This window comes from Pseudomonas sp. 3296, from assembly GCF_031456615.1.
GTDB lineage: Bacteria > Pseudomonadota > Gammaproteobacteria > Pseudomonadales > Pseudomonadaceae > Aquipseudomonas > Aquipseudomonas mucoides.
Map to the genome: position 1 here is coordinate 152,026 of NZ_JAVDUY010000007.1, position 13,222 is coordinate 165,247.

Annotated in this window: 13 protein-coding genes; 7 read left to right on the top strand and 6 right to left on the bottom strand. The window is 58.0% G+C overall.

Features of this window, described 5'->3' with window-relative positions:
- Positions 1-196 precede the first annotated feature (196 nt).
- Together mqo and J2X66_RS19990 are read left to right on the top strand one after the other, a co-directional pair.
- Positions 197-1,843, top strand: a complete 1,647-nt coding sequence (mqo, locus tag J2X66_RS19985) for a malate dehydrogenase (quinone) (RefSeq protein WP_310267458.1) — start codon at positions 197-199, stop codon at positions 1,841-1,843.
- A 223-nt stretch (positions 1,844-2,066) separates the two neighbouring features.
- Positions 2,067-3,440: an IS1182 family transposase gene (locus J2X66_RS19990; RefSeq protein WP_310267460.1), complete on the top strand. Its 1,374-nt coding sequence runs from the start codon at positions 2,067-2,069 to the stop codon at positions 3,438-3,440.
- Between the two features lie 30 nt (positions 3,441-3,470).
- Here the strand turns inward: J2X66_RS19990 and J2X66_RS19995 are convergent, their stop codons facing one another.
- The gene (locus J2X66_RS19995; protein WP_310267462.1) at positions 3,471-3,689 is read right to left on the bottom strand and encodes a hypothetical protein; all 219 of its coding nucleotides are present in this window, start codon (positions 3,687-3,689) and stop codon (positions 3,471-3,473) included.
- Positions 3,690-3,704: 15 nt separating this feature from the next.
- Between J2X66_RS19995 and J2X66_RS20000 the strand changes: the two genes are divergently transcribed.
- Both J2X66_RS20000 and J2X66_RS20005 read left to right on the top strand, forming a co-directional pair.
- Positions 3,705-4,274: a DJ-1/PfpI family protein gene (locus J2X66_RS20000; protein ID WP_310267463.1), complete on the top strand. Its 570-nt coding sequence runs from the start codon at positions 3,705-3,707 to the stop codon at positions 4,272-4,274.
- A gap of 492 nt (positions 4,275-4,766) precedes the next feature.
- Complete coding sequence (locus J2X66_RS20005; protein ID WP_310267465.1) at positions 4,767-5,126, top strand: DUF6124 family protein; 360 nt, start codon at positions 4,767-4,769, stop codon at positions 5,124-5,126.
- Between the two features lie 259 nt (positions 5,127-5,385).
- Here the strand turns inward: J2X66_RS20005 and J2X66_RS20010 are convergent, their stop codons facing one another.
- Positions 5,386-6,903 carry a DUF2235 domain-containing protein gene (locus tag J2X66_RS20010; RefSeq protein WP_310267467.1) on the bottom strand — a complete coding sequence of 506 codons (1,518 nt, stop codon included), beginning with the start codon at positions 6,901-6,903 and terminating at the stop codon, positions 5,386-5,388.
- Positions 6,904-7,080: 177 nt separating this feature from the next.
- Complete coding sequence (locus J2X66_RS20015; RefSeq protein ID WP_310267469.1) at positions 7,081-8,007, bottom strand: universal stress protein; 927 nt, start codon at positions 8,005-8,007, stop codon at positions 7,081-7,083.
- Between the two features lie 107 nt (positions 8,008-8,114).
- On the opposite strand from J2X66_RS20015, the gene J2X66_RS20020 reads away from it, so the two are divergent.
- The gene (locus J2X66_RS20020; protein WP_310267471.1) at positions 8,115-8,474 is read left to right on the top strand and encodes a hypothetical protein; all 360 of its coding nucleotides are present in this window, start codon (positions 8,115-8,117) and stop codon (positions 8,472-8,474) included.
- 12 nt (positions 8,475-8,486) lie between these two features.
- Here J2X66_RS20020 and J2X66_RS20025 read toward each other — a convergent pair whose 3' ends face one another.
- Positions 8,487-9,392: a diguanylate cyclase domain-containing protein gene (locus tag J2X66_RS20025; protein WP_310267473.1), complete on the bottom strand. Its 906-nt coding sequence runs from the start codon at positions 9,390-9,392 to the stop codon at positions 8,487-8,489.
- Positions 9,393-9,549: 157 nt separating this feature from the next.
- Here J2X66_RS20025 and J2X66_RS20030 point away from each other — a divergent pair, with 157 nt between their 5' ends.
- A complete protein-coding gene (locus J2X66_RS20030) occupies positions 9,550-10,473 on the top strand; it encodes a universal stress protein (protein WP_310267475.1) in 924 nt (307 codons plus the stop codon).
- A gap of 53 nt (positions 10,474-10,526) precedes the next feature.
- On the opposite strand, the gene J2X66_RS20035 is transcribed toward J2X66_RS20030, so the two are convergent.
- Entirely contained in the window at positions 10,527-11,090 is a 564-nt protein-coding gene (locus J2X66_RS20035) for a GNAT family N-acetyltransferase (RefSeq protein ID WP_310267477.1), read from the bottom strand.
- Positions 11,091-11,313: 223 nt separating this feature from the next.
- On the opposite strand from J2X66_RS20035, the gene J2X66_RS20040 reads away from it, so the two are divergent.
- A complete protein-coding gene (locus J2X66_RS20040) occupies positions 11,314-12,225 on the top strand; it encodes a universal stress protein (RefSeq protein ID WP_310267479.1) in 912 nt (303 codons plus the stop codon).
- On the opposite strand, the gene J2X66_RS20045 is transcribed toward J2X66_RS20040, so the two are convergent.
- The gene (locus tag J2X66_RS20045) at positions 12,215-13,198 is read right to left on the bottom strand and encodes a zinc-dependent alcohol dehydrogenase family protein (protein ID WP_310267481.1); all 984 of its coding nucleotides are present in this window, start codon (positions 13,196-13,198) and stop codon (positions 12,215-12,217) included. The genes J2X66_RS20040 and J2X66_RS20045 overlap by 11 nt on opposite strands.
- Positions 13,199-13,222 lie beyond the last annotated feature (24 nt).

The following is a 13,222-nucleotide window of genomic DNA, read 5'->3' on the forward strand; positions in this document are numbered from 1 at the left end:
GTAGCTGAAGCCAATAATGATAAAAAGTCAGTTCAGTAGGGACATATAACTGAGGTCGATACAGACAATCGGCCTTGTGTGCCCACCCTCCAATCCTCATGCATGAACACCCACGACATCCTGCCTGAATGCCGTGAACCAGGGGTTTTTGACATGAAGATGGAAGGGCGGATGGCGTTTTATCATAGGTGTACAGATGTTTAAAAAAATGAACACGGCCCTGCTGGGGCTGGCTTTGTCGATGGGGATCACGTCCGCTCAAGCGGAAGAGGCAAAGAAGGTTGATGTGCTGCTGATTGGCGGCGGCATCATGAGCGCAACGTTGGGTGTGTGGCTCAATGAGCTGGAACCCGGCACCTCGATGGAAATGATCGAGCGTCTCGATGGCGTCGCCCTGGAAAGCTCCAACGGCTGGAACAACGCCGGTACCGGTCACTCCGCCCTGGCCGAGTTGAACTACACGCCGGAAGACGACAAAGGCAACGTGCAGATCCCGAAAGCCGTTGAAATCAACGAAGCCTTTCAGATCTCCCGTCAGTTCTGGTCCTGGCAAGTTCAGCAAGGCGTGTTGAAAAACCCGCGTTCGTTCATCAACTCCACGCCGCACATGAGCTTTGTGTGGGGCGATGACAACATCAAGTTCCTGAAGAAGCGTTACGACGCCCTGCAAGCGAGCCCGCTGTTCGCCGGCATGCAGTACTCCGAAGACCCGGCTGTGATCAAGAAATGGGTTCCGCTGATGATGGAAGGGCGCGACCCGAACCAGAAAGTCGCAGCCACCTGGTCCCCGATCGGCACCGACGTGAACTTCGGCGAGATCACCCGTCAGTTCGTCGCGCACCTGCAAACCACGCCAAAGTTCGACTTGAAGCTGTCCAGCGAAGTGCAAGACATCACCAAGAACGCAGACGGCACCTGGCGCGTCAGCTACAAAAACCTGAAAGACGGCACCAAGTCCGAAACCGACGCCAAGTTCGTGTTCATCGGCGCCGGTGGCGGTGCACTGCACCTGCTGCAGAAGTCCGGCATTCCTGAAGCCCAGGAATACGCAGGCTTCCCGGTCGGCGGCTCGTTCCTCGTGACCGAAAACCCGACCATCGCCGAACAACACCTGGCCAAGGCCTACGGCAAAGCTTCCGTTGGCGCACCGCCAATGTCGGTTCCGCACCTCGACACCCGTGTCCTGGACGGCAAGCGCGTCATCCTGTTTGGCCCATTCGCGACCTTCAGCACCAAGTTCCTGAAAGAAGGTTCGTACCTGGACCTGCTGACCACCACGACTACACATAACGTGTGGCCAATGACCAAGGTCGGCATCAAGGAATACCCACTGGTTGAGTACCTCGCAGGCCAACTGATGCTGTCTGACGAAGACCGCATGAACGCCCTGAAAGAATACTTCCCGAACGCCAAAGCCGAAGACTGGCGCCTGTGGCAAGCCGGCCAGCGCGTGCAGATCATCAAGCGTGATGAAGCGGCGGGTGGCGTGTTGAAACTGGGTACCGAGATTGTTTCTTCTGCTGACGGCTCGATTGCCGGCCTGCTGGGCGCATCGCCAGGTGCATCGACCGCTGCGCCGATCATGCTGACCGTGCTGCAGAAAGTGTTCAAGGACAAGGTGGCTTCGCCGGCCTGGCAGGAGAAGCTGCACCAGATCGTGCCGAGCTATGGCACTCAGTTGAACGGCAGTCCTGAGAAGGTTGCGCAGGAGTGGGCTTATACCGCCAAGGTGTTGGAACTGACTCCGCCGCCGGTGATTCCGCAGATGGCGGCTCCGGTTGCTGCTCCTGGTGAAGCGCCAAAAGCTCCGAAGGCTAATGCTGCTAGTGATATGGCTTTGTAAGTAGCCGCTGTATTGGAAAGCCCACTGAACCGGTGACGGTCAGTGGGCTTTTTTGTGGGAGGTGGTTTTGTGCGAGGGATGGGTTCAGATTATTGATGGGCCTGCTTTCGACCCCGTGTGGGAGCCCGCGAAGGGCGGCTGTCGGCCGATTCTGTTGAAAAAGTAGCTCCCCAGTCTGGCCTGCGGCAAAATCTCGGCATTGGCCAGCCGGGAAGCACGCAGCATGATGGGACAGTTATCGAGTGGGCAGGAACGACTGTTTTACTCATTCAACCTTGAAGATCACATCCCAGCCAATCACCTTCTGCGCAGCATTGATCGGTGCCTCGATCTGAGCGACCTGCGCCATTACCTCGCCGATTTCTATAGCCCGATCGGGCGTCCGTCGATTGATCCCGAACTGATGATCCGCATGCTGATCGTTGGCTATTGCTACGGCATTCGCTCAGAGCGGCGGTTGTGCGAAGAGGCCCATTTGAACCCGGCGTATCGCTGGTTCTGCCGGTTGAGCCTGGAAGACGAAATCCCCAACCACTCGACCTTTTCCAAAAATCGACACGGCCGTTTTCGGGACAGCGATCTGTTTCGCTGGCTGTTCAATGAAGTGCTGCGTCGTTGCATGGACGCCGGCCTGGTCAAGGGCGAAGGCTTTGCCGTGGACGCCAGCATCATCAAAGCGGATGCGAGTCGGCAGCGCGGTGTACCGGGTGATGAACCGGTCAACTGGAGCGATCCATCCCTGAGCACCCGCGCCGTGCGCGAGTACCTTGAAGCCCTCGATGAAGAGGCTCTGGCCGAAACGCTACCGAAGCGCCTGTCGCTGACGGATCCTCAAGCCCGCTGGACCGCTGCTCCAGGCGGCCCAGCTTTCTACGCTTACTCCACGAATTATCTGATCGATACCAAGCATGGCGTGATCATGGATGTGAAACCCACACCGGCTCATCGAACCGCAGAAGTCGAGAGCACCAAGACGATGATTGATCGGGTCGAAGCGCAGTTCGACATCAAGCCGGAGCGCCTCATTGGCGACACCGCTTACGGTACCGCGCCGATGCTGGCCTGGATGGTGGAGGAAAAAGACATCGAACCGCATGTGCCGGTGTGGGACAAAACCGAGCGCAAGAACGACAGTTTTTCGAGCAACGATTTCCACTGGAATGAAGAGGCTGAGGAATACTGCTGCCCGGCCGGCAACCCATTGCGCAGCGAATGGCGAGCCTTCAAGAATGAGCGTTCACACGTCACCAAAGCCAACACCATCATCTTCCGATCCCGGCAGACCGACTGCGCTACGTGTCCGATGAAAGCCAAGTGCTGCCCGAACACAGCATTCCGCAAGATCGCTCGCAGCGTCCATGAAGCCGCTCGCGATGTGGCTCGGCGCATTGCAGCAACGCCGGCATATCAGCGCTCTCGCCACGAACGTAAAAAGGTCGAAATGTTGTTTGCCCACCTCAAGCGCATCCTGAAATTGGATCGCCTGCGACTACGTGGCATGAGTGGCGCGACGGATGAATTCACGCTGGCCGCTGCGGTGCAGAACCTGCAACGGCTGGCCAAATTTTCATCTCAAGGGCCACCCGTCACGGGATAGGTGCGCCTGCACCAAGCAAAAAACCTCAAATTAACCCAATAACAGAGCAGCAAAGGTCACCGAAGGGCCGAAAAACCACTCAATGTGGTGAGTAGGTTCTCCAGTGGTGGTCGTGCCTGAGTTCAGGCGATCTGAAAATCCGACTTTTTCAACAGAATCGGCCGATCGCTGCCTGTTGCAAGGGGCTTCAATCGACCCAAAGCAACCCTTGATGTATGTTTGTTGTCGCCAAATGTTATTGGCATTCATGGAGGATTCTGACTGATGGCACGTGTGGGACTGATACTGACACCCGGTTTTGCGGACTGGGAATATGCTTTCATTGCTGGAACTGCGTCCCCGTTTTACGGGATCGACGTCAGGTTTTTCGCTTCTGCTACGGGTCAGTTCCGCTCGCAGGGTGGATTGGCTGTAACTGTCGATAGCAGTTTGCAACAATGTCTGGACTGGAAACCGGACGTTGTTGTCGTCATTGGAGGAATGGTCTGGGAAAGTGCAGAAGCTCCGGATATTCGAGGCTTTCTTCATGCCAGTCGTTCAAATGGAGCGACAATTGCCGGTATCTGTGGGGGAACGCTGGCACTTGCTAGGGCCGGGCTTCTCGACACGGTTCCTCATACCTCGAACAGCGCTGACTTCTTAGAACAGAATGCCGTAGGTTATGAAGGGCGCACGCATTATCGAAACAGTCCGGTAGCTGTGGTTGCAGACCGCATCATAACTGCTCCAGGCCCTGCACCCGTTAGCTTCACCTGCGCAGTGTTCGAAGGTGCCGGGCTATCTTCAGAGATCATTTCTCAGTTCAGGTCAATGTTGGCAGCGGAACATCGGTGACCGCTTCGACCTACAAAACAGCTGATCAAGGTGATGTATTCGAGTGGCCACTCTTGGCCGATTGCCGACTGATTAAAGAGACCTCATTGCTACCGCTTTCACCCTCCGTAGGACGCACGTGTCAGCCTATTCAACAGCACTTGAGGGCGCATATTTAAACATCCTCCAGGTTACGTCCTGAAAGCTACAAAACCTTGTGCCTTTGCCTACGGGTACGCCAGAATCCGCCGGCTTGTGCGCTTTTGGGTCGCTCGGTAACTTGATTCGTGTCACTGACCCTTCAGTGATCGGGTTTAGCAGCCCGTCATGACGAAGCGCATTTGCATCCATATAGTCAGGTCATTTCATGCCTGCACGTTATGGTAGCTGTGCGCAGGGCGCCCTCGGGCGCGCCGGATTTCGTCTCCGCCGGTCTGCTAACCTGCGCACAGCTGCCACCCTGCATTCGTTTAGCAGCGATTGGGTGACGGCTCCATATTTGGAGACTTAAATATGTTCAAGGTAACCCCCAATCCACCAGACACCGATCCAGTGTCCCCGTACGAACCCGAGTCAAAAAAGCTCAATGAGGCGGCCGAACGCGCTCTCAACTTCCACTTCCCGTCGAACGCCGACATCAAAGCCACCCCGCGAACACGCAGCACACTATTTTCCGTGGACCCGAAAGCCACAGCCGAAACCCTGGTGGTTTTTTTGGTCGAGACACTGGCCTCGCTTGATGTGATGGTTCACCACTTGGTGGATCATCTGGAGGGGGAGGCGCGCTACGCGTTGCTGGGTATTTCGAACAGCATCATGGTGGCGGAGATTACGGCGAACGGGGTGCTGGATAAGATTGAGCCAGCTGTGTGACCGCTGTTTTGTGACGACGGAGCTTGCCACAGGTTTTCAGCAGGGTGTGCAGTAAGAAGCCCCGTCCCCTCTGAGGGGGCGGGGCTTTATGCATTTCAGTGGTTTTGTGTAAAAGGTCAGTCAGCTATCCAGTCCACAGCAATCCCATTTTATTGCTGCTGAAAAGCAACCTTCACCCCCAGCGCGGGACATGCGTGCTGGCGCTGAAACTGCACGGGCCAGAGGGCTCCATCGCAATTAATCGGTCATCAGACATGTGCTACAGAATCGTCAGCGCCACATGCCCCTTGTTATTCCCATAGCAATTCCACGCGTCGTTGGCATAGGCATAGAAATACCCCGAGCGCTTCGGTGTGTACGTGCGGCCGTGGCCGATGAGGAACGTTTCCGGTTTCAGCAGGACACCTTTGGCGTCGACGCCATCGCTGTTGGCGATTGCGCCGATGAGACTGAACCACGGGTAATTCTCGTGGCGGCGGGTGAAGTAAAAGTTTGCGTCGCTGTTGTTGAACAGCTTGCTGTACCAGGTTTCCAGTTTGCCCAATGCAGCGCCGGCCACGTAGGCCAGTTCGCTGGGTTGAAAATGCTTGCTCACGGGCCCGTCCGGGTCGCAAACGATCGAGGCGTCCAGCCATTCACCGCTGGCGCTGAAGGTGTAGGTGGTGCCAGCGTTGAGCCACAGGCCGGTTTCGTTCCATGGCTGGCGGGCGGAGATGTCCAGTACCAGCGGGGTAGGCGGTGCCAGTAAGCGCGCTTTGCGGTAGGGCGATTGGGTAATGGGGGGGATTTTCTGCCGATCCAGTGCCGATTTGTGGAACAGCGCCTGTTGTGTGGTCATGTCGGCTACGCTGCGCGGTTGAGTTGGCAGCGCGGTGAACACGCCATCACAGGAGTCGTGCAGGGTGTCGTAGAGGTCTGGTTTGATCTGCTTGACAATATTCGGATCAAAACTCAGGCCGGCCGCGCTCGCCTCATCAATCATCCACTTCAGTGCGCCATTGGCCAGGCCGCAGTTCTGGTAGCCACCGCCGACGTCTGAATGCACGCCGGGGAACCAGATTTGCTGGAGGTCGGTGCCCGTCGGCGGCTGGCTCCACAGCGTCGGCTGGAACGAGGCGCGGCGTTCGTCCATCGCCAACGCGTGGCGGGCGTACTTGACCGAGGGGTGCAGCGTGGTGTCGTGGAAGGTGTAGCGTTCGCGATTGTCGAGCAAGTTGAGCAGTGCCATGTCGTCGGGGATGCCCAGCGCACCGACGGTGTCCCAGACCCCGATAAAATGAATCGGAATCGATGCGTTCGGCGTGTTGTGGAACTGCCAGCCTTGAGCGTCCCAGTCTTGGCGCTCCTCGGTTTTGCGCCGGTAGCCGTAGGTGAGCAGGGTCTGGATGCGCGTCCAGACCTCGGCGGGTGGTAACCCGACGATTTGCAACAGCCCGCAACGGCCAATGAACCCGGCAAGGCTGCGCACCGTGTAGGCGCCGCGGCTGAAGCCGAACAGGAAGATGTTGTCGCCGGGCTGGTAGCAGTAACAGAGCTTCTGGTAGGCGCTCATGATGTTTTCATCAAGGCCGGCACCAGTGCCGCCGCCGACGGCTTTATCCCACCAACTGCCATTGGTGCCGACACCGGGGTGATAGTAGGTGGTTTGGGCCGCGCCCTTGGCGTTGTCAGCGACCGCGTTGTACAGCCGCACCACGTTGGTGGGGGCGGGCACGCCCTGATCGAGTTGGTCGGGGGTGTTCCAGGTGCCGTCGCAGCAAATCACCAGATTAGTCATGGCACATCCTTTTTCCCGGCAAGCAGGTGCCGGTTGACGAAGCCCGACGGCGGGGTTGGCTGCAGACTGCTGGCAGTATCAGGCGTGTCGGGAGGAAAGGGCAGCAAACAAGATTCAAGATCAGCACCGCTTGGGCGTCAAGCGGCGCCAGCCTGAAACGCTGCAACAACCCCTGGCTCAGTCCTCCAGCGCCTCTGGCGAGACGACCCACACGCTACACGGCATTTTGTACAGCAGGTGTTCCACCGTACTGCCGACCAATCGCTCAATGCCACGGTGACCGACCCGGCCCATCACGATGACGTCGACGCTATACGCATCGGCATAGCTGGAAAGGACTTTGGCCGGGTCACCCATGATCATGTGCTGACGCTCCGGCGGGATGCCATTGCGCTCGGCCAGATCGCGGAAGGTCTCGCCTTGGGCATCGAACAGCGACTTGGCTTTGCCTGAAGAGAAAAACGCCGACGCATTATCAAAGCCGAATTCGTTAGCGCTGATGGAGGAAAGGTCGTGGGCGTAGATCACATCGAGCTCAGCGTTACAGATGCTCGCCAGTTTCGAGGCTTCGCGCAGAATCCTGTCGTTGAAACCCGCGTATTGACCGTCACGATGGAACGGGTCGACCGCGACGAGGACTCTTCGCGGCAGCGCGTGCTGCACATTGCTGACAAAGTGCAGCGGCACCGGGCATTCACGCAGCAGATGGATATCCAGTGGCGTGAACATCAGGCGTGACAGCAGCGATTCATGCTCCAGCGCCTTGATCAGGACCGCCATCGGCTGTTCTTTAAGGTGAATGAGGATTTCTTGCAGAGGTTTTTCTACCCAGACTACCTCCGTGGTGACGTGCACGCCGATTTTGCGCAAGGGCCGGGCCTGGTCTTCGAGCCATTGGCGATGACGCTCGACATAGCCCAGGCGCATCTGCTCCAGCGCTTGTTCGTTGACCAGACCGGCGGTCGCCAGTCCCTCCAGGTAGTCGAACGCCACGATATGCAGGGCGGCCCCCGCAGCCTTGGCCAGCGCTGCGGCCCTTTCGAAAGCGGGGCTGTTTTCCATCAGTGGTGAGACGACCAGCATGTAACGTGATTGCTCAGACATGACAAATCTCCCGTAGGTCATCGCAGAAACCCTTGCGCTCGATGTCAACCGTGCGTTTTGGCCGTGAGGCTTGGTCCTTATCCTGCCGCTCGCGGTGGGGGTTGGGCTTGATCTTTGTCAAAGAGACGGTTGACCGGTTTCAGCGCCTGCCGGGCGGTCAATCGCAGGCGGCCTTTCACAAAGTATTGACCATTATCAATTTCTGTCCTGCCACCTCGGCGCAGTCTTGGGTCAGTCGACGGGAGGTGTTTATGATCATTGCGATTACAGAAAAACGGACGACCCATCGTTGGGTCGTGCAGCTGGATAACCTGGAAGTGAACTTCAACGGCCAAGAGGAGGCGCAGGCATTCGTTGGCCAACTCAAGGCACGGATCAACGCGCCGCATACCTGGCCCATTACCGCTGGCCGACAGGTATTCGACCGACAGGCACGGGGTAGCCATTTGGCTGCGACTATTGATTAGTCCTGGCGCTGTTCACCCGTCCGAGGACGGGGCCACGCCACTAAAGCGACAGGCATTGCCGCCGGTTTTTTTGGCGTGGTACATCGCGTTGTCGGCTCGCTCAAGCAATGCCTCGGCGCTGACACCATCAGCGGGAAACAGGCTGATGCCGACGCTAATGCGCGTTTCTATATGATGGTTATCGATCATGAAGGGCTGATCAATCGCGGCAATCAAATTATTGGCCAAGGCCTCGATCTGGTCCCGTTGATCCACACCCGTGATCAGAATCGCAAACTCGTCGCCGCTCAAGCGGGAGACGACATCGGACCTGCGCACGGACCGGCCCAGGCGTTCGGCAACCGCTACCAGCAGCTTGTCGCCACAGCCGTGTCCCAGCGTGTCGTTGATGGACTTGAAGCGATCCAGATCGATAAACATCAGTGCCAGTGACTGTTGGAATGTCGTGGCGTGATCCATCGCCTGTTCAAGCAGATTCAGGAACAATCTGCGGTTAGGCAACCCGGTCAAGGTGTCGTAAAACGCCAGTTGCTGCATATTCGCGCGCTCCTCATCCCTCACTTTGAAGTTGTGCAAAATGGCGATGAAGTGCGTCACCACCCCCTTATCATCAATCACTGGGGTGATGACCTGATTGACAGTGCAATGACCTCCGTCCTTGCGTCGCTCGACCATCTCTCCCTGCCAGGTCAGCCCCGCCAGGATCGTCAGCCACAGGTCCCGATAAAAGGTTGTGCTTTGTCGTCCCGAAGAAAGCAGGTGCGGGGTTTTTCCGACCAGTTCGGGCTTTGAATAGCCACTCAAGAGGCAGAACGCCTTATTGATCCAGACGATGCAGCCTGTGCGCTCGGTGATCAATACCGGGTTTGTCGCAGCGTCCAATGCTCTTACCAACAACTGCTGGTCATATTCGATCATTGCCCCCTCCGATACCGCCATTGATGCTTTACGCCCTAATTCAGGTTAGGCCGAAGGGAGAGGGGGGCGGTTGATCAAGATCAAGTCGCCTGCGCCACGAACGCTCAATCTGGAGGCCTGTTATCTCTATCCTGATGGCCGTGTGCCGAGGTGCCCCATGTCGCAGACTCAGCGTTTACTGTTAATTGCCCCCCCAGCCATGACCCGTACACCGGCTTTCGACCGTGCCGCCGCGTTGGCACTGGCCATGCAATTGCCGTTGCACATCGTCGCGTTCGATTATTTGCAAGCCCTGGCGGTGGCCGGTCTGTTTGCCTCTGAGCAAATGAGTCTCGCCCGTGATGGTTATCTGCAAAGCCATCGGCAATGGCTCGCAGAGCAAGCCGCGTCGATGAGCCAACAGGGCGTGGAGGTCACCAGTGAGGTGGTGTGGGTGCAGCATCCATATGAGGAGGTTTTGCACTACGTCAACGAGATGCCACTGGCGCTGATTATCAAGGATGCCCAGGAAGAATCGGCATTGAAGCGCGTGTTTTTCACGCCACTGGATTGGCAGCTTCTGCGTGATTGTCCGGCACCGGTGCATCTGGTGACCAATGCCGTCCATCCACGCCCCCGCAATGTGTTGGCGATCATCGATGTCTTGCGCAGTGAAGACCAGGACCATGTATTCAATGACCAGATCATTGACGCAGCCGCCAAGCTTGCCGCCCTGTGTGATGCCCGGCTTGATCTGGTGCATGTGTATGACTGGACGGCGATCTATGCCCAGGACATCGGCTTTGGCGCACTGCCCATGGCCACGGGGATCTATGAAGCCCTGGGGGCGGCGCAGCACGAAGCGTTTGCAGCCATCGCCGAGCGACATGGCGTGCCACCGCAGGATCGGCATTTCATCGAGGGGGCACCGCTGACGAGTATTTGTGATTTTGCCGCCGAGCATCACACGGACATTATTGTCATGGGGACGGTGCAGCATTATGGGTTGAACAAATTACTGGGGACTACCGCCGAACAGCTCTTGCACCGGGCACCTTGCAGTGTGCTGGCGATAAAACCCGGCAGGGCGTTGCAATCCTGAGTGCCAAAGTGCCCCACGATGTGCCGTTGGCCTGCACATCGAGGGGCGCTTGTTTACAAGTAGAGGCGGTGAATGACCTGGCGGGTGTCATCGGGATCATTGTGGGTATCGAAGCCCAGTGTCCGGGCCAGGTCGCGCATCGATGTATTGCTGGCGGAGTCCACCGAATACATCTGGCGAAAGCCGTTTTTGCGAGCCGTCTTGATCAGATGCTCCATCAGCAACGTCCCCAGCCCCAGGTGCTTCCAGTCGTCGGCGACCGTCACGGCGCATTCACATTCATGCTCATCGGTGGCGGCGTAACGGCTGACACCGATCTCGATCAATTGGCCGTTTTCGTGAACCAGCGCGATGTAAGCGACGCGCTTTTTGTTATCGGTGTCCATCAACTGATCGAGCATCGCAGTGCCAGGCTCGTTGATCTGTGCGAGAAAACGCATGTGCCGGGATTCGGGCGACAGTCGCTTGATAAAGGCGTATTCACGGTCGCGGTCTTTTTCTGCCAGCGGCCGGATCAATACATGCCGGCCGTCCTTGAGCGCTTCGATCCAGTATTGCCCGAGGACCGCGGCGTAAGCCGCTGCAGCCCGTTCGTTGTGGTCTTTGACGGTAAGCATGGGGAGATCCTCCATCCGGTTTGTACAGTGTGCGCACGGTGACGAACCGCACGGCTCCTTCCTTTCTACGCCGTTGGCAGCGTTCAAACCTGATCTGGATCAGATGCCCGTAATGTGGGGCGCTGATTGACGTGTGTTTGATGTAAATCAACGGCAGGGAGGGGGGCGAGCGCAGTCTTGGAGCAACCGGCGCTTAACGACCGGAGTCGAGCGGAGGTGTGTGATGGGTCAATTTCATCGTTTGCTACTGATTGCCGACCAAACCTTGCATCAATCTCCCGCCTTGCTGCGCGCCGTCGCGCTGGCCAAGGTGAGCGGGGCGGCGCTGGATGTGCGGGCCTTTGTCGAGCCGGCGCCGATTGTGCATTTGTGGGAAGAGAAAACGGACGACGCCGGGTATCAGCGCTACTTGCGCCGCTATCGTCGCTGGGTGGCAGATGAGGTGGAGCAACTGGGTGGCCAAGGGCTGGATGTCACGGTGGAAGTGATTTTCACGACCCATCCATTGCTGGATATCTTGAAAACGGTTGAAGAACTCAAGCCCGACCTGTTGATCAAGGATGTCATCCTGGAACCGGTCCTCAAGCGAGTGTTCATTACTCCACTCGATTGTCACCTGCTTCGCGAATGCCCGGTTCCCGTGCACCTGGTCAATCAGGTTCGTTACAGCTTGCCGCACCGGGTCGTGGCCGCTGTGGACCCGTTTGATCCCTCGACTCAAATCAGCGGACTGAACGACACCATCATCCAGACGGCCAATGCCCTGGCCCTGCAATGCGATGCCCCGTTGCACCTGTTATATGCCTACGATTTGTCGCCCGCCTTCAATGGTGATGCACCACTGTCCGGGGGGGGCTGGGGTGTGGACTACATCGAGGAACTGCGTGAATCCTTGCACCTGGCGTTTGTCACCCTGGCGGATCGCTACGGCGTACCGCCTGAGCGGCGGCATTTCGTCATGGGCCTGCCGGTGCCGGTTATCAGTGAGTTTGTCGAGCAATACCTGGCGGATGTGGTGGTGATGGGCACTGTGCACCGGGTGGGGATTGACCGCTTGATCGGCAGTAATACCGAACGGGCGCTGTATTCGGTGCCGGGCAGCATTCTGGCGGTCCGGCAGGGCGTCAAGGTGTGAGCACGATGGCGCCATTGAACTGACCGGCCCGCAAGCATTCCAGGGCCTGGTTGGCATCGTCCAGGGCAAAGCGGGTGACGTCGCAATGCACGGACGTGTGTTGCAGCTCCTGAAAAAATGCCGTGCCGTCTTCGCGGGTCAGGTTGGCTACTGAGCGAATGCTGCGTTCGCCCCACAGCAGACGATAGGGGAACGCCGGGATGTCGCTCATGTGAATACCGGCGCATATCACGCATCCGCCCTTGATGGTCGTGGCCAGGGCCAGCGGCACCAGCGCACCGACAGGCGCAAAAATCAGGCTGGCATCGAGCAAGTGCGGCGGTGGTTGATCCGATGCCCCCGCCCACTCGGCCCCCAAGGATCGGGCATAAGCCTGGCCTTCGTGGTCATCCGGTCGAGTGAAGGCATACACCTTCTGCCCCCGGCCTCGCGCCACCTGGATTGCCAGATGCGCTGCCGCCCCGAAACCATAAAGGCCCAAGTGACGCGCTCCTTTGGCCATCTGTAACGCCCGAAAGCCGATCAGCCCGGCACACAGCAGCGGTGCCGCTTGAATGTCTGAGAGACTGTCGGGAATCGGGAAGCAGAAACGCCTGTCGGCGACGGTGTATTCGGCGTAACCACCGTCCAGATGACATCCGGTGAATTGCGCCTTATCGCAAAGATTTTCCTGGCCTGAGGTGCAGAACGCACACTGACCACACGTCCAGCCAAGCCACGGTACGCCCACTCGCTTGCCGATCCAGTCGGACGTGACGTCAGCGCCCACTGCAGTGACTTCACCGACGATTTCATGACCCGGCACCCGCGGCAGTATTGCTTGCGGTAATTCCCCGTCGACCAGATGCAGATCGGTGCGGCAGACACCGCAAGCCAGGACTTTGATTAACAGTTGGTGTGCGGCGGGTATCGGGATGGGGCGGTCTTCCCGTTGCAACGGCTCGCCGGCAACCTGTAGCACCATGGCACGCATGATGTTTCTCCAGACGTGCAAGTG

What these genes read in the sequence shown, in the direction of transcription:
- mqo (WP_310267458.1), top strand. Translation starts at nt 197, where the DNA reads ATGTTTAAAAAAATGAACACGGCCCTGCTGGGGCTGGCTTTGTCGATG.
- J2X66_RS19990 (WP_310267460.1), top strand. Translation starts at nt 2,067, where the DNA reads ATGATGGGACAGTTATCGAGTGGGCAGGAACGACTGTTTTACTCATTC.
- J2X66_RS19995 (WP_310267462.1), bottom strand. Translation starts at nt 3,689, where the DNA reads ATGAATGCCAATAACATTTGGCGACAACAAACATACATCAAGGGTTGC.
- J2X66_RS20000 (WP_310267463.1), top strand. Translation starts at nt 3,705, where the DNA reads ATGGCACGTGTGGGACTGATACTGACACCCGGTTTTGCGGACTGGGAA.
- J2X66_RS20005 (WP_310267465.1), top strand. Translation starts at nt 4,767, where the DNA reads ATGTTCAAGGTAACCCCCAATCCACCAGACACCGATCCAGTGTCCCCG.
- J2X66_RS20010 (WP_310267467.1), bottom strand. Translation starts at nt 6,903, where the DNA reads ATGACTAATCTGGTGATTTGCTGCGACGGCACCTGGAACACCCCCGAC.
- J2X66_RS20015 (WP_310267469.1), bottom strand. Translation starts at nt 8,007, where the DNA reads ATGTCTGAGCAATCACGTTACATGCTGGTCGTCTCACCACTGATGGAA.
- J2X66_RS20025 (WP_310267473.1), bottom strand. Translation starts at nt 9,392, where the DNA reads ATGATCGAATATGACCAGCAGTTGTTGGTAAGAGCATTGGACGCTGCG.
- J2X66_RS20030 (WP_310267475.1), top strand. Translation starts at nt 9,550, where the DNA reads ATGTCGCAGACTCAGCGTTTACTGTTAATTGCCCCCCCAGCCATGACC.
- J2X66_RS20035 (WP_310267477.1), bottom strand. Translation starts at nt 11,090, where the DNA reads ATGCTTACCGTCAAAGACCACAACGAACGGGCTGCAGCGGCTTACGCC.
- J2X66_RS20040 (WP_310267479.1), top strand. Translation starts at nt 11,314, where the DNA reads ATGGGTCAATTTCATCGTTTGCTACTGATTGCCGACCAAACCTTGCAT.
- J2X66_RS20045 (WP_310267481.1), bottom strand. Translation starts at nt 13,198, where the DNA reads ATGCGTGCCATGGTGCTACAGGTTGCCGGCGAGCCGTTGCAACGGGAA.